This is a genomic window from Thermacetogenium phaeum DSM 12270, from assembly GCF_000305935.1.
GTDB lineage: Bacteria > Bacillota > DSM-12270 > Thermacetogeniales > Thermacetogeniaceae > Thermacetogenium > Thermacetogenium phaeum.
This window is the reverse complement of record NC_018870.1, coordinates 2210242-2232855: the sequence shown is the minus strand read 5'-3', so window position 1 is coordinate 2232855 and position 22614 is coordinate 2210242. Positions and strand designations below refer to the sequence as shown.

The following is a 22614-nucleotide window of genomic DNA, read 5'->3' as shown; positions in this document are numbered from 1 at the left end:
TATGTCGAATAGAACAAGTGAAATGTCGGCGAATACCCTTCTAGAAGCCGTGCGCCGGTCTTTGCTTCGAGCCGCTCGGTATGATCCGGGTACCCTTGTCCCGCCGGCAGCGATTCTCTGGACCGATGCCGACGGCCAATGGCAGCCTCTGGTATCCCAATTGCGCCATCTTATGCCGGAGCTTTTGACCCTGGGAGATTATAATCCGGGAGAAAAAACCGGCCCGGCAGTTTGGTTGCGGTGTGTCATTGAACGGATGCTACCGGAATTAGAGCTGCCGGAGAATGTCATCCCCATCATATACCTGCCGAACGTTGGCCGGCAGATACTCCGGGCCGGTGAGGAGTGTCCGAACGGCCTCAAGCCGCTGGTGGAGCTGCAGTATCGCGGGACGGTTTGGACGCAGCGCAACGGCAAAGACTGGACAGTTGAGGCGTTTCTTGTTTCTGAAGAGGGGCTGGGTCTGGATGTTGCTAAAGACAAGCAGACCCGCCAGGCGATGCTTCGGGCACTGCCGCAATTGGCCATCACCCCTGTTTCGCGCTTGCGAGGCAAACGCCTGGAGTCCGAGGACTTTGATAAGTTGATTGTTGCTGATACATCCCGGGATTTGCTGTTATGGCTGAACGACCCGGTTCAGGTGCGTGAGAAATGGGGGAATGAGAAGTGGGAAGCATTTTGTTCCCGTTGCAAGGCCGAGTATGGTTTCGACCCGGAAGGGGAGGGCGAGCTTGTCGCAGCTGAAAAACTGGGGTTGCGGGAAAAAGAAGAGTGGAAGGCTTTATGGGAAAGATATGCCGAATCGGCGGCAATTTACCCGGGCATTCCTGAAATCTTGCGGCGCGCCAAACCGGCAAGGTTGATATTTGACAGGGAGCCCTGGCCGGACGAAAACGAGAAGGATGAAAATTTGCTGAGACGAAGCCTTTTGGAATTGGAAGGATTGTCTCCGGCTGCTGCCAGGCAAAAGATCGAGGAGCTCGAGGAAAAACACGGCATGCGTAGGGAGTGGGTTTGGGCGCGGTTGGGACAGAGCCCGTTAGCCGAGGCTTTAAAACACCTCGTAACCCTGGCCCGAAGAACATCTCAAGGCCTTGGAGGCGGCTCGCCCAAGGCAATGGCCGATCTGTATACAGAGAGTGGGTATCTGGCCGATGATGCCGTGTTGAGGGCAATAGGCAGCGTGAAATCAGCAGATGATGCCAGGGCGATCCAGGCTGCTGTTCGCAGCATTTACCTCCCCTGGCTGGATGATGCAGCCCGGCATTACCAAGATTTGATTACGACCTTTCCTTTTCCGGACGCCATCGGCAAAGACCAGGCCTTAGTGGCCGCCGACCCCGGGCAGTGTTTGCTCTTTGTGGACGGACTTCGGTTCGACATCGCCCGGCGAATGGTTGCGATGGCCGAGGAAAGACAGCTCCAGGTAAATGTAGACTGGCGCTGGGCGGGACTGCCCACGGTAACTGCAACGTGCAAACCGGCAGTCTCTCCTCTCGCAGGAAAGCTTTCCGGCGACCTGCCCGGCGATGAATTTGTACCGGAGGTCGGTGAGACCAACCTTCCCCTAACTACCGACCGGTTTCGCAAGCTCTTAGCGGAAGCAGGCTATCAGGTGTTTAATTCCTTTGAAACGGGCCACCCGGGTGAGCGTGGAGCACGTGGGTGGACGGAATTTGGCGAATTTGACAGATTGGGTCATACCTTGCAAAGCAGGCTCGCTGCCCGCATTGATGAACAGCTGGAGCTGGTTCTGGAGCGAGTCCAGGATTTGTTGGAGGCCGGCTGGAAGCAGGTACGCATTGTCACAGACCATGGGTGGCTTTTGGTTCCGGGTGGGCTGCCGGCCATGAAGCTACCCAAATACCTCACCGAAAGCCGCTGGACGAGATGCGCCGCCATCAGACAGGGAACCTGCGTTGATGTGCCGACTGCCGGATGGTATTGGAATGCCTGTCAGTACTTTGCCTTTGCACCTGGGGTCTATTGTTTCGTCAAAGGTAATGAGTATGCCCACGGAGGTGTCAGCCTTCAGGAGTGCCTTATCCCTGACCTGACCTTTAATTCGTTCGAGCTGCCTTCGGTAGCTGTTAGTATAAGGGAAATTCAATGGTTGGGGATGCGTTGCCGCGTTGCAGTCGACGCCGTTAGCAGCGAAGTCATGGCCGACCTGCGAACAAAACCCAATGATCCGAATTCCAGCATTACTACGCCCAAGCAGATTGATTCCACCGGACGGGTAGGACTTCTTGTGGCGGATGATTCCCTGGAAGGAACTACGGTCAGTCTTGTCCTGCTCGACCCATCAGGACGCGTGCTTGCAAAGCAGGCAACCACCGTTGGAGGTGAGGATTAAAAGATGGAGCTTGACGCCCTCGATAAACTGGCAGCTTCTGTATTCGATGGGTATATAGTTCGGAAAGACCTGGTGCGAAAATACAGCCGGCAGTATCCTGTGCCTACATACGTGGTAGAATTCCTGCTGGGCAGGTATTGTGCAAGTGTCGATGAAAAGGAGATCGAGGAAGGTCTGGAGATTGTGGAGAGGCAGTTAAGGGATCGCACGGTTAGGACCGGTGAAGAAGAGCTTTTTAAAGCACGGGCAAGAGAGATTGGTTCGATCAAACTAATCGATCTCATCAAGGCTCGATTGGATACCAAGAACGATTGTTTTATTGCCGAGCTGCCGAGCTTGGGGCTGAAAGAGGTCCGAATTGACGATGACTTGGTGCATAAAAATGAGCGCATGCTGACCGATGGGTTTTATGCAGAAATTACCCTCATCTATGATGCTGCCATTGCCCAGGAGAAGTACGGTCGTCCATTTGCGATCGAGAGTTTACGACCCATCCAACTTTCAAAAGTTGATGCACTGGCAGTGCTACAGCGAGGGAGGAGACAATTTACCACTGACGAATGGAAACGTCTTCTAATACGTTCCATAGGCTTAGAACCGGAGGCGCTTTCGGAACGGGCTCAGAGTATCGCCTTGTTGCGAATGGTGCCTTTTGTAGAGCGAAACTACAATCTTGTTGAAATAGGCCCCCGGGGGACCGGCAAAAGCCATTTATTCCAGCAAGTCTCTCCTTACTCCCATTTAATTTCAGGGGGTAAAGCCACAGTGGCCAAAATGTTTGTGAATAATGCCACAGGACAGCGTGGTCTTGTCTGCCACTATGATGTGGTGTGCTTTGATGAAGTATCCGGCATATCCTTCGATCAGAAAGACGGAGTCAACATTATGAAAGGATACATGGCTTCCGGTGAATTCTCCCGCGGTAAGGAAAGCATCCGTGCTTCCGGCAGTATTGTGATGCTCGGGAACTTTGATGTCGATGTTCAGCAGCAGCAGCGCATCGGCCATCTATTTAGCCTCCTCCCGCCGGAAATGCGGGATGATACAGCATTTATGGACCGTATTCATTCCTATGTTCCGGGATGGGAGTTTCCCAAACTCAATCCAAATATTCAGCTCACGGATCACTTTGGTTTGGTCAGCGACTTTCTGTCGGAATGCTGGCACAAACTCCGTGATGGTAGCCGGGTTTCCGTGCTGCAGGGGCGTGTTAACTGGGGGGGTGCTCTCAGCGGTCGGGATATTGAAGCCGTTAATAAAACCGTTAGCGGCCTTATCAAGCTGCTATTCCCCGATCCCGAGATGCCGATACCTGATGAAGAGCTGGAAAAGATCGTCCGTATGGCCCTGGAATCGCGTCGCAGGGTGAAGGAACAGCAAAAGCGCTGTCTGATGACAGAATTTCGGAATACGCATTTCAGCTACTCTATGGGAGTGGATGGAGTGGAACAGTTTGTTTCCACTCCGGAACTCCACAGCGACAAAGCCATTGACAGTGATCCGTTGCCACCGGGGCAGGTATGGGCGATCAGCCCCGGCGGTCAGAACGCTTCCCCGGCTTTATATCGGATAGAGGTTACCGTTGGTCCCGGCAGTGGGGTAAAAATACTTAATGCGCCCGTTCCGCCTGCCTTTCGGGAGAGCGTGCGTTACGGTGAACAGAACCTGTATGTTAGGGCCAAAGAACTGGTCGGGGACCGCGATCCGCGCGCCCATGAGTTTTCCATTCAGCTGAGAGCCATGGACGCGGAACGTTCCGGCCAGGGGCTCGGTTTACCGGTGCTGATTGCCCTTTGCAGCGCTCTGATCGAGCGCAGCGTTAAGGGGGGATTGATCATAGTCGGAGCCTTAAACCTTGGTGGCTCAATTGAGATGATAACAAATCCAGTAGCTGTAGCCGAACTGGCCCTTGAGAAAGGAGCTACGACGTTGTTAATGCCCATCTCTTCTCGAAGGCAGCTCTTCGATCTTCCTGATGAGATGGCTACGAAGATCAACATCGAGTTCTATGCTGATGCGTCAGATGCTTTTGTTAAGGCAGTTGTTGATTAGGTCATAAAGGTGAGGCGGTTTCTTTAAGCATCTTGCTACGACGGCGTTCGTGCTGTATAATATCCCTGAAAAACATAAGTGCTGATGTAGCTCAGCGGTAGAGCAGCGCACTCGTAATGCGCAGGTCGTGGGTTCAAATCCCACCATCAGCTCCAGAAAAGCTAGTAATGGTGCGGCTTGCGGGACACGGAGCGGTGACTATGTTGGAAGTAAATGGGTTTTGGTCACCGTTTGGTCACGAGCCGCAAAGATGCGGACAGGGTTAATATCCTGTCCTATTTTTTTGCCCGCTTCCTTGGAGCACTTCGTCGAAACGGAGCATGGCCTCGCGTTCGACATTGGGCATTACGTGGTGGTAAACCCTGATGGTGAAGGCCACGTCGCTGTGGCCCAAACGCTGGCTCACCATCTTTATGTCTTCACCGCGCTTTATTAGCAGGGTTGCGTGGGTGTGCCTCAAGTCATGAAAGTGGATGTTCGGCAGCCCTGCTTTTTTTAGTATCGGCTTGAAATAGCGGTCCAGGTTGTCGGGGTTTAAAGGTGTACCCGTTTCGCTGGGGAATACCAGCCCTTGGTCCTCATACATCGGCCCCAGGCGAAGTTTATGCCGCATTTGCTGTATGCGGTGTTTTTTCAATGCTTCAACGACGGATGACGGCAATAAAATTGTTCGCTTAGAAGTTTTAGTTTTCGGCGGAACGAATTGGAGCTTCCCTTTTGCCGTTTCAAGCGTCCTCTGGTCCGTCAAAAGTCCGTTCTGAAGGTCAATATCCTCCCACCGTAAGCCCAACACTTCTCCTCTTCTCAAGCCGGTTCCCAGGACCGTGATGAACAGCGCCTCAAAACGGTTTCCTTTGGCTGCGTCTAAGAAACGTGCTATTTCTTCCGTCAGTGGGGTAATTTCAATGTCTTCCGGCGACGGCGGGTGAACTTTATCCGCCGGATTTCGTGGAATCATGTCCAGATTTACAGCGGTTTCCAGAGCCTTATGGAGAACGCTGTGAATGTAGCGCACTGAGGCCTTGCTTAAACCGCCTTTTTCCCCGTCTGACCTGTTTCCCGCTAGTTTTTCAGTGTATAGACACTGAATATGATATGGTGTTAGTTTACTGAGAGGTATTTTCCCCAGCGTTGGATTGATATGATTTCTGATTATGCTTTCGTAGCGATAGAAAGTTTTATCTCGAATGTTGGCGCGGTGCATTTGGAGCCACTGATTGAGAAATTTCTCTAAAGGCAAATCAGAAGGCTCAATGTGCGTTCCCTGGTCAATTTGAGTAAGTATGTCTCTAAGAACTTTTTCAGCGTCTTTTTTCGTTCCATGAACGGTTCTGGACCCCTGACGCCGCTTGCCGGTCTTGGGGTCTCGCGGCAGTTCATACCTGATTCGCCAGGTATTTTTTCCTCTTTTTTCTATACTCCCTTCCATTTTCTTGTTTACACTTACTCCCCTTCCGGGGCTCCCCGGCCAAAACAATATATATTTCTTGTTGATCGGGGAGAATGCCTTCTATTTTTTCTACTTTTTGAGGTTTTCCTCCAGCCAGAGCAAGAAAGCGTCTCTATGCACTCGAACAGTGCGACCTATCCGAAGCGCGGGAAAGTCCTTGCGTTTAGTTAGTTCGTAGGCGAGACTTTTTCCTATTCGCAAGTAACGGGCAACTTCTTGAACGGTTAATACTAACGGTAAATTTTCTGCCATAATGCTTTTTTGCTTTTTAAGTTCAAGCACGATGTTCACGCTCCTTTCCTTGTTATCCTATTAAAAAAAGCGGCGTAGGGGGTTAAAAAAGTTAAAGCGCGGCCGAAAGATTGCAATCCGAAAGGGCAAAAATCCTTCCATCTCTAAGTTTACCGGTATCTCCTAGTAATTCCAAACTATCAAGCAAAAAACTGCACCTTTTCATTAATTGCTCAAAGCGGCCATGGACGGTCTTGGGAGAAATAATTACCATTCTTAAGCCTTGGATCGTTGAGACGGCAAGGCGGGAGGTAACAAAAACCCCTTCACCTTACTGGTGAAGGGTCTGGTATAAGTTTCCGCCGAGGGTATCTGTTTCTTTATCAAATTCATAGCCGTAAAGTCCAGGACTGTGAGTAAGTTTCCCCGCTTTTGCCTTGGCTCTCTTACCAATTAAGGAACGGAGCCTGGTCCTGGCGCGTTCGTATTCGTCAACGGCGCTAAGTACGGTTAAATGGAAACGGTCTTCAGGGGTGTCGGTAAACTTGGATTTGACAAAAATGAGTTCCGCTCCTGCTTTTTTTATCTCGTCAATCAATAAAAGCTGGTGGGCTACGCTGCGCGACAAACGCTGGTGTCTAAACAAATAAACCAGCGGATGCCGCCGGCCTTAAGCTTTTCCAGTGCCGCCACCAGGGCGGGGCGCTCTAAGATTGAGCCCGAGACCCCTTCGTCTACAAATTCTGTTATTTCAGTTGCGCCTAATTCCCGGGCCTTGGCCCTGCATTCCTCCCGCTGCGCCGCAATGGAATAGCCGCGTTCGGCCTGTTCCTCAGTGGACACTCGTAAATATATCAGTGCAGCGGTCACGTTCCCTGTTCCTCCTTCAGCGTAACTTTACTTTGACGTGCTTGCGGGAATTTCCTGCTCTGTTCAGGAAGGCGGAACAGAAGAAAGCGAATCGCTTCCCGGTAGGCTTGTTCGCGTTCATCCTGGGAGCCGGTGCGGGTTATGATCACCTCAAATTCCCGCCTTGCCATGGCCCCCACCTCCTATTAAGGCCCGGTGACGGGCAAAAACCCTTTCACCTCTAAGCCTACCGGTACCTCGAAGCAGATTCCAATTATCAAGCAAATAACTGCACTTTTTTCATTAATTCAGTTTATGCTGGAGGCGTCTATGGACGACCCGGGGAGAAATAATTACCATTAAAGGCTTCGTGCTTTGGTCGATGGGAAAGAGTAGGTTCACAACACCGCAAGACAAGCAAAAGTGAACTTTTCCAGGCCGCGAACATAAAAGCGGCTTTTAAGAAGGTAGCGGAAGCTTCTGGCAGGCGTCTGACTTCTGACGAGATCGAAAAGATCGCCAGAGAGCACAAAGCGCCCTATCATCATTTGCCTACGCCGACCGAAGGTTACACAAGCCGCTGTTGCCCAAAAATTAAACGTGATATAAAATTAAAGTGAAGTATCGACCAGGAAGGATTTCCAATGGGCCGTGAAAGGGTGGTGAAGTCCGAATGGAAAGTTTTAATTTTGAGCTTAATCAAGTGATTGCTCGCACTCTGGCCGAAGGCGGTTTTGCTTCTGAGAAGGAGGCTACCCGCGAGATTTCTTTAATGGTCGCCCTTGCAAAGATTAGTAGATATGAACGCGAATGTGCAAAATTCAGGAAGAAATATGGCCTAACGTTCCAGGAATTTCAACGCAAGGTAAATAGTATTGTTGGAGCAGAAGTCTTTGAAGAAGAAAACGACTTAATGGACTGGGAGTTTGCGGAAAATACCCTCGCTTTGTGGCAGAAGCGATTAGAGGTTCTAAAAAATGCATATCGGTAATATATTAAAATCGTTTTCGGATATCATTGCTCACCTGGAAGTTCTACGTTTTGAAGTTGAGGGCAATGACAGCGCTCTGCAACTGGAAATTACCTTTAATGACGGTAGTAAACTGCATGTACGGGACTACATTTTTGATGCCCAAAAACGCAAATACGTCTATCACTGGCAGGACAAGAATGATAAACTACTAGTTTGATGGGACAATGCGCCGCATTGGCCAGAGATAGAAACCTACCCACATCACAAGCATGTTTATAACGAGAAAAACGTACTGGCCTCGTCTGAGACTGATTTAAAAGAAGTACTTGTCGCCATTCGGACCTGGATGAAAAATAACCCTTAACCGTAGGCGTTAAAAGGAATCCACGAAGTGAATGCGGACGAACTAAATTTGCCGGCAGAGGTAACGCGAAAACTGAAAGGCAAGCAAGTAACCATTGTGGAGGTGCGCGAGGGATTTCTTCTCAAACCTGTGGAAGATCCAATTCGTGAGGTACGGGGGATTTTGAAGGGAAAGGGCTTTAACGTAGAAAAATACCTGCAGTCCAAGCAATTGGAAAAGGATCGGTGCCAGCCTTGCATCTGCGGATCACCATGAGTTCGACCTTATTGCTACCAGGGAAGATATCGCGTTCCGCTGGATAAGGTGATTCCTTACTCCGAATAGTCTCTGTTCCGACACTCTTCACTGTTCAGGTGAGGGGCTTTTTTTATTGCCCAAAAACGAAGATCGTATCAGGAAGAGATGAAGTGAGTAATGGCTAAAAAACCGGCCGTTCCTCTCCAGCGCCGGCAGATGGAAGCTGCCCTGCAGTTGTACCAGAAATGCAAGGGGTGGCAGGCGACGGATGAGGCGCTGGATTCCCTTGCCCGGTCTTTTCCGGGCTTCGATTTTAAATCGATCCTGCTCAAAGCGGCAGCCGTCAACGCCCTCTACGGAACCCAGGTTTACGCCGTAGCAGAGTTGGCCGAACACTTATGCAGCGTCTTGGGAAATACCGCGGTACCGGCTACACCCGCCCTCGTAGAGGAGCTGGCAAAGGTGAAATTTGTCAGGGGGTCAAAGCACATAACATGGACGTTTCGGAGTTTTGCGTCCAAATTCGCCCACTTTTTTATTGATCCGAATCAATTTCCGATTTACGACTCGTATGCGGTTAAGATGCTCACATACCATTTGAATGGGAAGGGCAGGGAAGGGCTCTCGTATGAGCAGTTTGCGGCGGGCTTTTCAGCGTTGAAGGATGCCCTGGATTTTCCCGTGACCACCCGGGAACTCGACCGGTACCTGTGGTTGGCAGGCCAATTGAGGGCATGGAAGGGCTTATCTCCCTGGAGAAGACCTTATACTGGAATTAATTCCGAATTGCGGCGTCTCTTCGAATCCCCCGCGGGGGAAGTCCAGGAGCTTACGAGAGCTGTCCTTGGAAGGGGCGAAAATCCGTGAGAGATACTGGACATGAAGGCCGCACTTTTCGCAGCACTGCTTCTTTCGGCAAACTGCAGGAAAACGCGGGACGGTACACTATCAACTTTTGCAACGTCAGGGCAGACGGCACGGTGGCGCTACGCCCGAAGTTTGACCGGCATAGAAATAATTTCAGCCTATTGGAGTAGCATACAAAAAATTTTAGGTATCATTTGCCGTTAAGAAAACGCTGGCATTATGCAAAAATCTCAAAGACAGGTTTGTCAATCTTGAAGAGCAGCTCCATGCAATCCCTTTACACCCAGTTCGCTGGCTGGCCATCAAGAAGACGCTCAACGAAATCGACGGACAGCTGAGCAGCGTAGAAGAAACCGTAAGAAGAGGTTCAAGGCAGTCCTGATAAAGAAGAGCTTTCATAAACAATCATGTGTCACAGGAAGCGCAGGGTCCCCTGGCGGCACAAGGAATAGGGATGTGTCACACCGAACCTCGCAAAAGAGGGCTGATGTATCACAAAAGCGTCGAAAAACCTTGAGAGACAAGGGCTCAAGCTGTGTCACATAATGTATGACAGCACGGACCTTTGAATCAAGGGATAGAATATCTAAACAGTTGGAGAGCGCTGGTAACCCAAGGCACTCCCGAGGAATGTTGTACGCCGCTGAATTGCAAGAAAAGATTTCCGTTATCTTTTCCAGGACCGATCCGACGTAGTAGAGCACCGCCTGCCGGAAGAAGAGCGGGTCTGCCCGTGCTGCGGCGGTCCCCTGCATGAGATGAGCACCGAGGTGCGGCAGGAACTTAAGGTCATCCCGGCCCAGGTGAAAGTGGTTAAACATGTGCGCTACGTCTATTCCTGCCGCCGCTGCGAGAAGGAAGAGATCGTACCGGGCGGGACGGACCTCCTATAATCCTTTACGACTACCAGACCACCCGGGCCGGCAAACACCCCCGCCGCTTCCTGGCAGGTTTTAAGGGTTATTTGCACGTTGACGGCTATGCTGGCTACAATGAGCTTGTCAATGTCACCCTGGTCGGCTGCTGGGTCCATGCCCGGCGCAAGTTCGACGAAGCCTTAAAGGCCCTGCCGGAAGATAAACGCAATGCACCCGTAGCCGCCCGGGAGGGGCTGGATTACTGCAACCGGCTTTTTGCCATAGAGGGCGAGTTGAAAGATAAAACGCCGGAAGAACGATATCAAAACCGCCAGGTGCGCAGCAAACCAGTGCTGGACGCCTTTTTGGCATGGCTAAAAACCCAGAAATCCCGGGTACTGCCCAAAAGCACTTTTGGGCAGGCGATTTACTATTGCCTGGGCCAGTGGGATAAACTCGTAGCCTTTTTGCAAGACGGGCGTCTGGAACTCGACAACAAACGCAGCGAGCGCTCCATCAAGCCCTTCGTCATTGGCCGCAAGAACTGGTTGTTTGCCAACACCCCGCGGGGTGCTAAAGCCAGTGCCATTACCTACAGTATCATAGAAACGGCAAAAGAAAACGGGTTAAATCCCTTCCACGAAGCTGGCCAAACAGTTCCCCGGGCAAGGGGCAAAGCCGAGCTTAAGATACACACCGTGCTCGGGATCACGGGCAACACAAAGAGCATCAGGATCTATCCCGGCAGGACCGCCGGTTCAAGATCATGTGCATCGGATCCTGGGTAAAGGACAAGGTGACAGCGGCTAATTCCCAGGGATTTAATGGCACTGAATAACATTAGCTGGTAAACCGATCACGGATGTAAAAGTGCTGCTTATATTGCAGGTCTTGGGACGCCTCAGGCGTAGTCTGTCCAGAGGCTATGAGGGAACCAAAACCTGGGTGACAAACGGGATATTTGTCTATAACCTACAGAGAATAGCCAGCCTGATGTAGGAAAAACCCCGAAGGAGATACCCGATGATTTTGTAAAACAATGTCAAGGGAAGATGAGTTTTAAATCGTTTTTTTTCAGGGGCAACTAGGTGGTTACTGCAACCCCGGGGAGTTGAGAATGAAAACAGCTATAGTAACTGATAGTGCTACCGAAAAGACATATCGACGACAATTCTGGGTGCGGAGCGTAATTGGCCTGGTTTTGGCTGCACTAAGCGCTGCTTTGTTCATCCTGGCTTTTCCGCCCTATGACCTGTGGTTGCTGATCTGGGTCGGGCTTGTGCCGATGCTCGTGGCCCAGCACCGGATCCTTCCCCGCTGCCTCTCCGGCCTGGCCACGGGTGTGAGCGTCGGCGGCTTTTTCTGGGGCTACTTTAGCAATATGTTTGCCAACAGCGTCTGGTACATGCGCTGGCTGCCGCTAATGATCGGTATCGTTGCCGCACTGGTCGGCGGGCGCGAGCGTGCCTTTCACGAGCGTACCTGTTACCGCTGGTTTGTATTCCAGGGGGCGGCGCTCTGGGTGGGTATTGAGATGATCCGGGGCTTCGTGCCGGTGATAGGCACATGGGGCTTTGCTGCCTACGCTCTCTACGAGCAGCCCTGGCTGATTCAACCGGTGAGCGTCTTCGGCATCTACGGTCTCAGCCTGCTTATCCTGCTGACAAACTACGCCCTGGCTCAGGTAACGCTGGCCCTCTTTGACCGGTGCTGGCGGCTTGATTCCGCTTTTCAACCAGTCGCCCTCCATCATGCGCGGAGCTGGCTGGTTGGCGTGGGGGCTGCCCTGGCAGCCTGGATCGGGCTGAGCATGGCGTTGCTGGACGCTCCGGCACCGGACGTCCGAGTGGCGGCCGTCCAACCCGCCATCCGTATTCGCAGCGAAGAAGGTCTGCAATGGTTATACGCTCAGACCCGCCGGGCTGCCGCACAGGGTGCGAAGTTGATTGTCTGGAACGAGGGTGCGTTGCCATTTGACCCGCAAGTGGAACATACCGAAGAATTACGAGCGCTCGCGTTTGAAACCGGGACCTACCTGGTCATAGGCTACGGAATACGGACCGAACAGGGGCTGCGGAACGAGGTGACGGTTCTTGCACCAGAAGGTGAGTTCCTGGGCGTTTACGGCAAGGACCATCCAGTTGCCTTTGCCGGTGAGACCAGCCTGACCCGCGGCAGTTACCCGGTCTACAACACAACCCTCGGCCGACTGGGTACCATCATCTGTTACGACCTGGACTTCACCGACACGGCGCGCCGGGTGGCCCGTAACGGAGTGCAACTCATTGCCGTACCATCCTTTGACTGGCCGGCCATCGCTGCCAAGCATTACAGTCACGTTGTCTTCCGCGCCGTAGAGAACCGTGTTGCGATGGTCAAGGCTGATATTGCCTTCGACTCGGCTATCATTGACCCTTACGGGCGCATCATTAAGCGGGCAGTCAAGCCTGTCTCTGAGCCGGCAACGCTGGTGGCTGATGTTCCGTTGGGAACAGCAAACGCGCCTGCCATCTTTCTGGGTGACTGGGTCGGGTGGCTATGCCTGGCAGGAATGATTTTCTTTATCGTCCTGGACCTGCTGACCGCTTTTTGGGAAAGAGAAAGCAGTTGAGACAAGTTAGTGATAAGGGCTCGCTTGGATCTTCAGATAGATGGGCTTCCCGACTGATGACCAAGATCAGCAAATCTTGAAAGCTTGGATGGTAACGAAATGATCTTAAAAACATTAGACGAAGTTGAATTATTCTATGAAACATATGGTGAAGGTGAATACTAATGATTGGCATGCAAAATGTTGCTTTTGACAAAGCCAATAACACTTCTGTCGAACCAACCATAATCAAGGATGGTTTAGCAATCTATTGTATTGGACAAGACGATCCAATATTGCTTATGCCCTATCCACATGGTTTTACGACAACATCTATGGCCGAAGGGGCATTGACAAGTCTGCTTGTAAGCTTGGATAGAAAGGTAATCACTTTTGATCCACTGGGTGCATACCGATCCACAAGACCTGCCCAAGTGGATTTGCCGGAGATGTTGGCATGCGCGGAGGAGACCTTGAATGCCTGCCAAGTTTCTGGAAGTGTGGACGTAATTGGCCACAGTATGGGTAGTCTATGCGCCCTGGCTTTTGCGATAGAACATCCTAAGCTCGTTCAGCGGCTGATCCTAATTGGAAGCATGTCCGGTTTTCCGGCGATCAGGCGTTGGGGAATGCCTAATAACTGGTGCTGGTGGAAGGATCCTGAATACTGGCGTTTCGCCTGGACGTGCGAAAAGTCTATCTAAACCCGGGTGGAAGTGAGAGGGAAAAGGCTCGTTCATGTAACCTTTGAAAAATAGTTATCGCTGGGCTTATATTTTCAATAGTAATTACTGGGTTTAGCAGGTGGTGTGAGGTTGTTTTTCACGTTGCTCATACCTTTATAATTTTTTTCAGCATAGTCACATTCCAGCAAGTCAGCATATTGTTTTTTAGTGATATAGTGGTAAAGTTACACGGTGATATAACTACCTGGTGATATATTGACATATTTCTCTATATGACCCCATTAACATGTTTACCTGCACTATCTGAGGTTTTAAAGTGGGGAACATTTATCTTGTAGAAGGATAAGCCACCGGGAAGAAAGGTAGTATAGACCACCAAGCGTGAAGAGTTTTTGCCTCTTAAGAAAAAATGCACTGGAGATGTAAAACAGACTTTACATAGATCGTCCTCTTTGCTATAATGATGTAAAGCATGCTTTACAAGTGTGGTGGTGAAATATTGATCAATAACATCCGCGCAATGCGTGAGCAAAGAGGTTGGACACAGGAACATTTGGCATCTTTAGTCCAGGTTTCACGTCAAACCATCAACTCCCTGGAGGCGGGCCGGTACAAACCCTCTATTGTGCTTGCCCTAAAATTGGCACATGTTTTCAAGGTGCCTTTGGAAGAGGTTTTTCAACTGGAAAGCACTGACTGGGAATAGGACTGAGAGAGGTGAATGGGAAGATGAGAAAGAAGGAAAGCACACTTAAAGCTCTTTACACCTATATCATTTTCGGGGGAATCTATCTGTTGGGAGCAGTGATCTGGTTTGTGATCTCTTATTTCCGAAATGAACTTGATTCTCCTGTAACACTCTTCTGGCTTGCGGGTGCGATAATTTACATCATTATGATGCTGGTTTCCGCCAAAAAGGTAGTCAAACTAAAATCTGGTGCTGTGAGTGCTGCTTCCCTCCAGCCCGATGAACGCGCCGAGTATATCACCGGGAAAACAGCCCATGTCACTATTCTTTGGGGGTGCCTGCTTCTTCTGGCTTATATCGGTGGTGAAACAGGCAGCAGCGGAAAGGTCCCCATAGAGGCGTGTATCTTTCTCCTGGCTGTGGTTGTTATCTATTTCGGGCATTATATCTATTACCTGCGTAAATACTAATAATGCGTCAGGGCTTGTATTATTGTTATTACTATTAGCGGGCAGCATTTTCTGTTTGAAGTTACATTCCCTATTCTGTATGGTGGCAAACGAAATGTTTCCATGCCACCCATTTTGTTACATAATAGCAGTGAAGGTGTGTTTGTGGACGGCCCCACTGACCAGGCAGGTAGGTGGCTCCACAGTCGCAGATAGCTGCTATGATAAGACCTGGGATAATGATGTAGAGAGCTGCTGCCCAATCAATGCTTGTGCTCCATGCGGTGTATTTTAATTTTCACACTGATCGAAGCCATTGTAAAAAAGCTGTTTTGGTGTCATCGGCTGTTTTCCAGCAGTTTATTAAAACACTTCAGCAGGGATCCCTCCGGCAGTCCGCAGGTTTGCCGAATTTGTGTCAGGTTTTCTCTCATCAGCAGTTTTCCTTTTGAGATCAATATAAATGGAATCACATACCTTTTCTGCTGTATCTAGGGCGTGTGCGGACATCAGAACCCCTGCCCCGGTTTTTTCCTGCTTCAGCAGATCCCAACCACGAAATAAACAATGCACAGGATAACGAACGGAGTGAGATGCGGTGAGGTGCCCTCGTGTAGATCTCTTACCATTGATTTTATTTTTTTATCTGATTACAATTTTCTAGTGACATCTTTAGTCAGAAATGATGGGGTTAACTGTTAACGTTCGAGTTTCATGAAATATATTTATCTTAACTGTATGAAGGAGAAGAAATGCTAAGAACCGAGTCGATTCCGGACGTCAACATCAACCGCAAGCAGAAATACTTAGGGGAAAAGGGATTGCTCGCCCTGCTCGGTCTGCTGAGCGCCTTCGTTCCTCTTTCCACGGACCTCTATCTTCCGTCCCTGCCCGGTATCGCGGAGTACTTCCGGGCTTCCGTACACCTGACGAACCTCACCCTGATCCTGTTTTTCCTTTTTTTCAGCGCCGGCACGCTGCTCTGGGGTCCTTTAAGCGATAAATACGGGAGAAAGCCCATCCTGCTCATTGGTCTGGCCGTCTACACGGCGGCGAGCTCCTTATGCGCCTGTGCCGAGAGCATTTATCTCTTGATCGTCTTTCGCGTCTTCCAGGCAGTGGGAGGTAGTGCCGCCGGTTCTGTGGCAACGGCCATGGTCAAGGATCTCTACAGCGGCAGGAGGCGTGAGGCCGTTTTGGCCCTGGTTCAGTCGATGGTGCTCCTGGCACCTGCCGTTGCTCCTGTGCTGGGAGCCTTCCTCTTGAAGTTTACCACCTGGCGGGGGGTGTTCTGGGCCCTGGCCGGCATCGGGCTTCTATCGCTGGCCGGGGCCCTGGCCATGGAGGAAACCATCGAGCATCATTACGAAGGGACGATAATACAGACGATGGGGAGGCTGGGAACGGTCCTCAAAAACCCCGGTTTCACATCCCTGCTGGCCGTCTTCTCGATCCTCGGAATCTCTTCGATGGCCTTCATTGCCTCTTCCTCCTATATCTATATCGACGGATTCGGCTTAAGCGAGCAGACCTACAGCTACTACTTCGCCCTAAACGCTATGGGGTTGATAGCGGGGCCCATGCTCTACCTGCAGCTGTCCAAGCGCTTCAGCCGCCGCTCGATTATCAGCTCCTGTTTTCTGGTGGTGGCGTTGAGCGGGGTGCTGATAACCATGCTGGGCAACTTCAGACCCTGGCTGTTCGCCCTTACCTTACTCCCCTCATCTCTGGCCGGAAGCTGCGTGCGTCCTCCCGGTACCAACCTGATGCTGGAGCAGCAGGCGGGTGATGCCGGCTCTGCCTCCTCCCTGATAAGCTGTTTCGGCATCCTGATGGGAAGTGTCGGCATGAGCATCATCTCCCTCGATTGGGGGAACACCATCGTCGCCCTCGGAGTATTAACAGCCATCACCGGTCTGCTCTGTGAGGCGCTCTGGGTGTGGACTGCAAACAAGCCCTTCATCCGGCAGGTGCATGACTAAAAGGCACCGCCCGAACCACTGCACCCGGGCAGTAGGAAATTGTTATTGAGGAGCGAATATATATTTGGGTGATGTGAAATGCGGAATGAGCCCGGTTTAACGGAAAGAATTCTTCCTGCTCTTTTGGTTGGAACAGCTGGCTTTGTTAGTGGAATATTTTTGTTAGATATACAAGGTATTAAGGCCCTGGGCTTAGGCGATCGGGCAGCCGCGGCATTGATCATGGGATGGGCTTTTCTTATGTTGTTGTCAGGCACTCCTGCCGGTTGGCAGGCGGGAAAATATTCAGTCAAGTTGCCCTTCATTCTGGCCTGGGCAGGGGCATTTGCACCGATGGTAGCCTGGTTTGCAGGCATGGAAGCGGCGTGGCCAGAATCTTTGATTTACGCCTGGTTGCTGGCTTTTGCCGGGAGCTGGGTCGGTCTGGGCCTGGGCTTGGTTCTGTGCAGAAAAAAAGCTGAACATTAAAACAGAGAGTCGCAGTAATATTACACAATCGATGCTTCTAAGTGTTATTGCTTTAAAACCAGCTTACGTTTTGTACTTAGGAAAATGTGGTTGGCAGTACTTTTCGATTACTTGATTGAACAACACAACGTGGTGCAGTTCATCTAAGATGATCCTATCCAAGATTTTCTTGACATACGGGTCATCGATCATGCGCTGGTGTTTACGATAGTTGGCAATAGCCGCCCATTCACTGGCGACATCTGCTGTGAGCCGGTCACAAAGAGAAGTTCCATAGAAAACAAAGGTTGCATTCCAATACCTTTCAGTATTGTTCCTCTCTATGGTTCTGTAACGGGGATTAACGCCCAGCATTTTTATTGTTTGAGCAAGTATTTCCTGGTGATGCATTTCCACAAGTGCTATACAGGATAGTAGGTCCGCCACCTCCCTGTTTTCATCTTCCAGCACGAAGTGATGATAGATGTACTGGGTTACAGCTGTCAACTCACTGACCATACCAGCATAATCTTCCAACAGCAGCTGGGCATATTTAGGGTTTGGTCCGGCCACCCGTACTTCTGGGTAAGGTGCAGGGTAAGCGCACTTAAAAACAGCGGGTGTTACACATCCCTTTGTTTCTGGCGGTTCCATACTCATCGCTTCAGCCTCCTGAAAAGTATTCTAGTTAAAGTTATTTTGCTGAAGCATCAAATATAACCTTGCAGCCCGCCTGACACCGGCCGTAGGGAAAACCCTTTATCCCTTGATACTCCCTTGATCTTGCTTGTTTTTTGGTGGCAGTATCCGTTCTAATCGCTCATAGAGAGCACGACCACCGGAAAAATAACCGGCTGCCATTCGTTTCCCGGTATCCAACCGGGAGATGAATGGCGGAAGTTTTGTAAAAATTCTTTTTCATACTCCGCTGAAGTTGGGTAGCGGATTCTTAAATGGATACGGATGTTGCCTCCTGCCCAGCTAAAAACCCCTTTGGGAGTGGCGCTACTGTTTTCTTTAACTATATTGACCTTCAGGTCAGAAACGACACCAACCAGACCTTTTACCTGCGCCTCTGGCTGACCGACACTCATTTGTGCGGTGAATGGCGGTCGGATCGACCCATATTATATACATACCAGGTTTACAAATTTCCTGCCAGAATGCCCCTGATTTCAATCAAGGGATGAATGGCGGCTTGGTTTATACTTCCGGTTGTGCTATAGTTTAAGCAAACCGGAGGAGAGGCCCAAATGCAGACGGTAACTCTAAGAGTCAAGCTCCTTAAGCCCAACAAAGGCAAACTGGAGAAAATGAGCCGAATGCTAGAAAGCTACAGGCAAGCATGTGCCTGGTTTCTGGAACAAGCAGAAATTCTCAATACTACCAGCCGTACCCGGTTAAACCGGGAAACCTACCAGCGAGCGCGTGACCTCTTCGACCTTAACCGGGGCACGCTCCAGTGCGCCATGCTCAAAGTGTTATCCGCCAAGCGCTCCTCTCTTTCCCAAAGCGCAGGGGCAAAAAGGCCGGCCCACCTAAGTTTGAGAAAACAATTCCGGTAATGGTGCGGCAGGACTGCTACTCTCTTCACCAGCTACCATCGGGAACATGGGTTATCAAGTTTCCCGTCTCCTCCGGCAGAAGCCAGATAACCATGCCTCTTGCTGCTTCTGAGTACCACGCCAGAAGGCTCCAAGACCTGGCAGGAGGTTCCTGTCGACAGGGGTCTATGGAGATATGGCAGAGGGAGAGTGGTGAATGGTACGTTTCAATATCACTGGTTTATAAAAATCACTGGTTTATAAAACATCCTATAAGGAGCCGGGCGGCATTATTGGGGTCGATTTCGGTATTGTCAAACTGGCTGTGCTGTCCAACAACATCTTCTTTGATGGCCGCCAGATAAGGTGGCGAAAAGAGCGTTGGGCAGAACGGCGGAAAGCGCTCCAGCAGGTAGGGAGACTGTCCCGTGTCAAGAAAGAAGCAGGTCGTGAACGAAGATGGATGCGGTATATCAACCACTGTATTTCCAAGCGTATTGTCGAGATCGCGAAAGCTGAAAGCAAGGCGATTGCATTGGAAAACCTGCTGGGCATCCGGGAACGGACCAAAGGATCCAAGAAGTTCAACCGGATGATGTCGGGCTGGAACTTCCGGGAGCTGGCCTCGTTCATCGAGTATAAAGCTGCGCTTCAAGGCGTGCCCGTAATCTACGTCGATCCCAAGGAGACTTCTAAGACATGCCCCAAGTGCGGGAATGTTTCCCGCTACAATCGGAAGAAGCAGGGCTGGTTCAAATGCACGAAATGCGGCTACCAGTCTGATGCGGACAGAGTTGGAGCTATAAACATAGCCGCTAGAGCGCTCGATGCTCTCGGGGCATGACCCTGCGAGAAAGGGGAGTGTGACACCCCTTAAGGCCAAGGTGATGATCCGGATCATCCGGAGAATGCTGGCTAACCTGCGGCGAAAGCTGCCATCCCGCGCTTGAGGATGCCCCTCAATTCATTGAGGGGAGGATGTCACGAGAAGGAACATCTCATTACCCATGAACCTTGGGGCTACGTGAGGCATAACAGAATCAACCGACGCGTCATCAATTGCGCAGGGGATATTCTTGCCGACGATCTTGTTGCCGAAAATCACGCCATCATGATGTATCCACCCCTCCTGGGGGACGCCCCAGGGCGGACCTTTGAGCCCACTCCTGGTCAACATCCTTCTAGGCGAGCAGGCGCATTGTCTCGCTGCACTGCGGGTGTTACCTTGTCGTTATTGTGCGGGCCACGACGGAGAAGTGAGGTTTCAGGGGCATCCCTTCCGGCGGGATGGATGCTGCTGAGAGGGTATCAGGATGAACACGAAAAGAAAATGCTTCAAAGAGACTCCCAAAACTCTTTTTCAGTTATCTTCAGCTGTTTTTTGAGAATCCTCTGCCACAACTGCTTCGGAATTTCTTTGTGTACCGCTCGGCTCACCTTCGTCCGAAGCACGGTTCCCTCGGCCAGGACATTCTCATAGTACCAGTGGTCGCTGCTTCGGACCAGCACCCAACCGTTCTTTTCGCAGTATCGCTTCAAGTCCCCAAACTTAGGGGGCATTTTCAGATCTCCAGCAGGCTCCGGATTTCCTCGTCGCTGTCGCAGAGCAGTACGCGCAGGATGTACGGGAAGTGCGCCCGCCGGTTGGGAGCATTGATGAAAAGCTGGGAGCGTTCGAGGTAGTCCTGGGCATAGAACTTCAGGTCCTGGACCAGTTCCTGCGTGGCCTCTTCCACCGTCCGGCCGTTGGCGTAAAGCTCGAGCTCATCCAGGGCAAGGGTGACAGATCCGTCCTCTTCCCGAATGACCTCCGGTTTGAGCCTGTACTTTTCCAGGAGCAGCTTCTGGAGATCGGCTCGCAGGACCAGGACCTCTTCCGCCTGCCTGCGCCTGATGATCACCGGCCGGTAGTGGTTGAAGACTCTGTTGTAAAGAGCCGAGAAGCCGCCGCGGGCTTCGGTAAACTTCAATTCTTCCAGCATCAGCCTCACCTCTTACCTTCATGATAGCACATTCTGCACAGAATGTGCAGATCGAATCTTCAAAGGATAGGAACAACAGGAAGGATTTTCTTGCATTTGTGTCGAAAAATGCTTATAGGTTAGCTCCAAGGGGTTGGAACCGCCGCGATTTGCGATAACCCGCGCATACTGCAGGAAGTTTCTTGCCCTGCCTACGAGGGATCAAAATCTCGAGAGTGTTACACGGTTTCATGGTAACCTGCTGCAAACCTCCTCTGTTTCCAGCTTACCTACGAGGGATCAAACCGAATAGCTGTCGTGCGCCTCGCTGAGATGCCTAAAGTTTCCGGCCTGCCTGCAAGGGATGGAGAACCAAAGCGGGTATCGCCTTGTTGCGTGCGATGAGGCAAGTTCCCAGCCCCTCACGTCTGCCCCGCGGACCGACCCCTTTCTGGTATCAGCCCTGAGTGGACGCCTTTTTTCTCCCTCCGCGATCTTCGTTCTGGCGTTGTAGATGTTTGTTCCTTTGTAAAATTTCGAACTCCGGCAGGGAAATTGTCGTCGATGTCCAATAATGCAAAAAGCACTGGGGATCGACGACAACATGCTGAAGAGTGTAAACTGACGCAAAACGCGGGCTATCGGTGTGTCGGGCTTCCGAACTGGAGGCACCATCCAGAAAACAGCCAGAATGAAGAGGCTGTATTCGTGCGCCCCGAACTGGTTTCCAGCCTACCTATGAGGAATTGAAACCGATGCCAACGGCGTGGCCGCAAGGTGGGAGGTGCAAGTTTCCAGCCTACCTATGAGGAATTGAAACCATGTCATCTTTCACCACATCCATACCTAGGAGCATGTTTCCAGCCTACCTATGAGGAATTGAAACAAAACTATCAATCTGCTCCTAACATTTACCTCGCACGTTTCCAGCCTACCTATGAGGAATTGAAACGAATTTCTGGAACTAGAAGACCACCTTTTTACCTAAGTTTCCAGCCTACCTATGAGGAATTGAAACTTCAACAGTAGGGACTGGATGGTCAAATCCGAAGAGCGTTTCCAGCCTACCTATGAGGAATTGAAACGAGGGTTTGAGGAAGGTTAATGCGATACCTGTAAGGGTTTCCAGCCTACCTATGAGGAATTGAAACAGGAAAAGCAGGCTCCCTATTATTAAAAGGGGTGGGAGTTTCCAGCCTACCTATGAGGAATTGAAACAATATTTCCCGCTCAGCTTTATCTTTGTGGGAAAGTTTCCAGCCTACCTATGAGGAATTGAAACGTGATTTCATCGCAGTAGCCGAGCTATACTGGGAGGGTTTCCAGCCTACCTATGAGGAATTGAAACCCTTCAGATACCTCAACAGCACCAGGTCGCTTTCTAGTTTCCAGCCTACCTATGAGGAATTGAAACAGTCTGTTAGCACCATATTGATGTTTGGATGATTGCGTTTCCAGCCTACCTATGAGGAATTGAAACAGATGCGCCCGTGTAGTATGTCTAGGTATGACTGTGTTTCCAGCCTACCTATGAGGAATTGAAACGCAGCACATCTCAACATTCTTACACGGATAGTGGAGTTTCCAGCCTACCTATGAGGAATTGAAACCCCCCTCGGTCTCGACCAGCCAGGCATCATAACCGGTTTCCAGCCTACCTATGAGGAATTGAAACAAAAATGTAGATATTTTATGTACCTAGGGCGTGTTGCGTTTCCAGCCTACCTATGAGGAATTGAAACTCTTCTTGGCCGCACCGATAATACTACTGACATATAGTTTCCAGCCTACCTATGAGGAATTGAAACCCATTTGGGTCATAAAATCCAACAGTCCACAATCCCGGGTTTCCAGCCTACCTATGAGGAATTGAAACATATTCATCCAGCGTCATATAATTCAGCCTCCCCTTCGTTTCCAGCCTACCTATGAGGAATTGAAACCGATGTCGGGCTTGACGTTGATCATGTGCCAAGTGCCGTTTCCAGCCTACCTATGAGGAATTGAAACATAAAATGGAAGAAAAGAAAA

Annotated in this window: 20 protein-coding genes, 1 tRNA gene, 3 pseudogenes and 1 CRISPR repeat array (1 of these 25 only partly in view); of the genes and pseudogenes, 16 read left to right on the top strand and 8 right to left on the bottom strand. The window is 50.7% G+C overall.

Annotated features, from left to right (window positions below; genetic code table 11):
* Position 1 precedes the first annotated feature (1 nt).
* The 3 genes from pglZ (at position 2) to TPH_RS10920 (ending at position 4563) form a co-directional block, all read left to right on the top strand.
* Entirely contained in the window at positions 2–2356 is a 2355-nt protein-coding gene (gene pglZ, locus TPH_RS10930) for a BREX-1 system phosphatase PglZ type B (protein WP_015051265.1), read from the top strand.
* 3 nt (positions 2357–2359) lie between these two features.
* A complete protein-coding gene (brxL, locus tag TPH_RS10925; RefSeq protein ID WP_015051264.1) occupies positions 2360–4408 on the top strand; it encodes a protease Lon-related BREX system protein BrxL in 2049 nt (682 codons plus the stop codon).
* A gap of 80 nt (positions 4409–4488) precedes the next feature.
* Positions 4489–4563: transfer RNA gene (locus TPH_RS10920), tRNA-Thr, on the top strand.
* Between the two features lie 107 nt (positions 4564–4670).
* On the opposite strand, the gene TPH_RS10915 is transcribed toward TPH_RS10920, so the two are convergent.
* The 4 genes and pseudogenes from TPH_RS10915 to TPH_RS15570 form a co-directional block, all read right to left on the bottom strand.
* On the bottom strand, positions 4671–5837 hold the full coding sequence (locus tag TPH_RS10915; protein ID WP_015051263.1) for a tyrosine-type recombinase/integrase: 1167 nt from the start codon (positions 5835–5837) through the stop codon (positions 4671–4673).
* Positions 5838–5927: 90 nt separating this feature from the next.
* Positions 5928–6140, bottom strand: coding sequence for a helix-turn-helix domain-containing protein (locus TPH_RS10910; RefSeq protein ID WP_015051262.1), 213 nt, complete (start codon positions 6138–6140; stop codon positions 5928–5930).
* Between the two features lie 280 nt (positions 6141–6420).
* Positions 6421–6932: pseudogene (locus tag TPH_RS16595) on the bottom strand (recombinase family protein).
* Positions 6933–6955: 23 nt separating this feature from the next.
* Positions 6956–7129, bottom strand: a complete 174-nt coding sequence (locus TPH_RS15570; RefSeq protein ID WP_015051260.1) for a hypothetical protein — start codon at positions 7127–7129, stop codon at positions 6956–6958.
* A 482-nt stretch (positions 7130–7611) separates the two neighbouring features.
* Between TPH_RS15570 and TPH_RS10895 the strand changes: the two genes are divergently transcribed.
* The 10 genes and pseudogenes from TPH_RS10895 to TPH_RS10845 all read left to right on the top strand — a co-directional run bounded on the left by TPH_RS10895 (position 7612) and on the right by TPH_RS10845 (position 17099).
* Positions 7612–7929 carry a hypothetical protein gene (locus TPH_RS10895; RefSeq protein WP_015051259.1) on the top strand — a complete coding sequence of 106 codons (318 nt, stop codon included), beginning with the start codon at positions 7612–7614 and terminating at the stop codon, positions 7927–7929.
* Positions 7916–8275, top strand: a pseudogene (locus TPH_RS16590) (toxin-antitoxin system TumE family protein). Before TPH_RS10895 ends, TPH_RS16590 begins: the two are co-directional and overlap by 14 nt.
* A 414-nt stretch (positions 8276–8689) precedes the next feature.
* Positions 8690–9379 carry a hypothetical protein gene (locus TPH_RS10880; protein WP_015051256.1) on the top strand — a complete coding sequence of 230 codons (690 nt, stop codon included), beginning with the start codon at positions 8690–8692 and terminating at the stop codon, positions 9377–9379.
* 689 nt (positions 9380–10068) lie between these two features.
* Positions 10069–10874 (top strand): annotated as a pseudogene (gene tnpC / locus TPH_RS10875) (IS66 family transposase); the annotation flags it as partial.
* Between the two features lie 479 nt (positions 10875–11353).
* A complete protein-coding gene (locus TPH_RS10870) occupies positions 11354–12847 on the top strand; it encodes an apolipoprotein N-acyltransferase (protein WP_015051254.1) in 1494 nt (497 codons plus the stop codon).
* A gap of 164 nt (positions 12848–13011) precedes the next feature.
* The gene (locus TPH_RS10865) at positions 13012–13530 is read left to right on the top strand and encodes an alpha/beta fold hydrolase (RefSeq protein WP_015051253.1); all 519 of its coding nucleotides are present in this window, start codon (positions 13012–13014) and stop codon (positions 13528–13530) included.
* 481 nt (positions 13531–14011) lie between these two features.
* Positions 14012–14218, top strand: a complete 207-nt coding sequence (locus TPH_RS10860) for a helix-turn-helix transcriptional regulator (RefSeq protein WP_015051252.1) — start codon at positions 14012–14014, stop codon at positions 14216–14218.
* A 23-nt stretch (positions 14219–14241) separates the two neighbouring features.
* Positions 14242–14670 carry a hypothetical protein gene (locus TPH_RS10855; RefSeq protein WP_015051251.1) on the top strand — a complete coding sequence of 143 codons (429 nt, stop codon included), beginning with the start codon at positions 14242–14244 and terminating at the stop codon, positions 14668–14670.
* 731 nt (positions 14671–15401) lie between these two features.
* A complete protein-coding gene (locus tag TPH_RS10850) occupies positions 15402–16631 on the top strand; it encodes a multidrug effflux MFS transporter (protein ID WP_015051250.1) in 1230 nt (409 codons plus the stop codon).
* A 78-nt stretch (positions 16632–16709) separates the two neighbouring features.
* Positions 16710–17099: a hypothetical protein gene (locus tag TPH_RS10845; RefSeq protein ID WP_028990850.1), complete on the top strand. Its 390-nt coding sequence runs from the start codon at positions 16710–16712 to the stop codon at positions 17097–17099.
* Between the two features lie 63 nt (positions 17100–17162).
* Here the strand turns inward: TPH_RS10845 and TPH_RS10840 are convergent, their stop codons facing one another.
* Together TPH_RS10840 and TPH_RS16030 are read right to left on the bottom strand one after the other, a co-directional pair.
* Complete coding sequence (locus tag TPH_RS10840; protein WP_015051249.1) at positions 17163–17738, bottom strand: ferritin-like domain-containing protein; 576 nt, start codon at positions 17736–17738, stop codon at positions 17163–17165.
* Between the two features lie 152 nt (positions 17739–17890).
* Positions 17891–18172: a hypothetical protein gene (locus tag TPH_RS16030; RefSeq protein WP_236608889.1), complete on the bottom strand. Its 282-nt coding sequence runs from the start codon at positions 18170–18172 to the stop codon at positions 17891–17893.
* Between TPH_RS16030 and TPH_RS16585 the strand changes: the two genes are divergently transcribed.
* From TPH_RS16585 to TPH_RS10825, 3 genes are all read left to right on the top strand, one after another.
* The gene (locus TPH_RS16585; protein ID WP_236608878.1) at positions 18104–18268 is read left to right on the top strand and encodes a VanW family protein; all 165 of its coding nucleotides are present in this window, start codon (positions 18104–18106) and stop codon (positions 18266–18268) included. The two genes, TPH_RS16030 and TPH_RS16585, sit on opposite strands and share 69 nt — an antisense overlap.
* Before the next feature lie 63 nt (positions 18269–18331).
* Complete coding sequence (locus TPH_RS16025) at positions 18332–18643, top strand: hypothetical protein (protein ID WP_015051247.1); 312 nt, start codon at positions 18332–18334, stop codon at positions 18641–18643.
* Positions 18644–18947: 304 nt separating this feature from the next.
* The gene (locus TPH_RS10825) at positions 18948–19466 is read left to right on the top strand and encodes an RNA-guided endonuclease InsQ/TnpB family protein (RefSeq protein WP_051435787.1); all 519 of its coding nucleotides are present in this window, start codon (positions 18948–18950) and stop codon (positions 19464–19466) included.
* A 491-nt stretch (positions 19467–19957) separates the two neighbouring features.
* On the opposite strand, the gene TPH_RS10820 is transcribed toward TPH_RS10825, so the two are convergent.
* Complete coding sequence (locus tag TPH_RS10820) at positions 19958–20182, bottom strand: type II toxin-antitoxin system HicA family toxin (RefSeq protein WP_015051246.1); 225 nt, start codon at positions 20180–20182, stop codon at positions 19958–19960.
* Positions 20183–20184: 2 nt separating this feature from the next.
* Positions 20185–20604 carry a hypothetical protein gene (locus TPH_RS10815; RefSeq protein ID WP_015051245.1) on the bottom strand — a complete coding sequence of 140 codons (420 nt, stop codon included), beginning with the start codon at positions 20602–20604 and terminating at the stop codon, positions 20185–20187.
* A 702-nt stretch (positions 20605–21306) separates the two neighbouring features.
* Positions 21307–22614: a CRISPR direct-repeat array (repeat unit 30 nt; unit sequence GTTTCCAGCCTACCTATGAGGAATTGAAAC) (it continues 5631 nt past the right edge of the window).

Coding starts and splice junctions, on each gene's coding strand:
- TPH_RS10895 (WP_015051259.1), top strand. CDS start 7,612: ATGGAAAGTTTTAATTTTGAGCTTAATCAAGTGATTGCTCGCACTCTG.
- TPH_RS15570 (WP_015051260.1), bottom strand. CDS start 7,129: ATGGCAAGGCGGGAATTTGAGGTGATCATAACCCGCACCGGCTCCCAG.
- brxL (WP_015051264.1), top strand. CDS start 2,360: ATGGAGCTTGACGCCCTCGATAAACTGGCAGCTTCTGTATTCGATGGG.
- TPH_RS16030 (WP_236608889.1), bottom strand. CDS start 18,172: ATGAGTGTCGGTCAGCCAGAGGCGCAGGTAAAAGGTCTGGTTGGTGTC.
- TPH_RS10865 (WP_015051253.1), top strand. CDS start 13,012: ATGATTGGCATGCAAAATGTTGCTTTTGACAAAGCCAATAACACTTCT.
- TPH_RS10870 (WP_015051254.1), top strand. CDS start 11,354: ATGAAAACAGCTATAGTAACTGATAGTGCTACCGAAAAGACATATCGA.
- TPH_RS10915 (WP_015051263.1), bottom strand. CDS start 5,837: ATGGAAGGGAGTATAGAAAAAAGAGGAAAAAATACCTGGCGAATCAGG.
- TPH_RS10840 (WP_015051249.1), bottom strand. CDS start 17,738: ATGAGTATGGAACCGCCAGAAACAAAGGGATGTGTAACACCCGCTGTT.
- TPH_RS16025 (WP_015051247.1), top strand. CDS start 18,332: ATGCAGACGGTAACTCTAAGAGTCAAGCTCCTTAAGCCCAACAAAGGC.
- TPH_RS10880 (WP_015051256.1), top strand. CDS start 8,690: ATGGCTAAAAAACCGGCCGTTCCTCTCCAGCGCCGGCAGATGGAAGCT.
- TPH_RS10845 (WP_028990850.1), top strand. CDS start 16,710: ATGCGGAATGAGCCCGGTTTAACGGAAAGAATTCTTCCTGCTCTTTTG.
- pglZ (WP_015051265.1), top strand. CDS start 2: ATGTCGAATAGAACAAGTGAAATGTCGGCGAATACCCTTCTAGAAGCC.
- TPH_RS10855 (WP_015051251.1), top strand. CDS start 14,242: ATGAGAAAGAAGGAAAGCACACTTAAAGCTCTTTACACCTATATCATT.
- TPH_RS10815 (WP_015051245.1), bottom strand. CDS start 20,604: ATGCTGGAAGAATTGAAGTTTACCGAAGCCCGCGGCGGCTTCTCGGCT.
- TPH_RS10820 (WP_015051246.1), bottom strand. CDS start 20,182: ATGCCCCCTAAGTTTGGGGACTTGAAGCGATACTGCGAAAAGAACGGT.
- TPH_RS10850 (WP_015051250.1), top strand. CDS start 15,402: ATGCTAAGAACCGAGTCGATTCCGGACGTCAACATCAACCGCAAGCAG.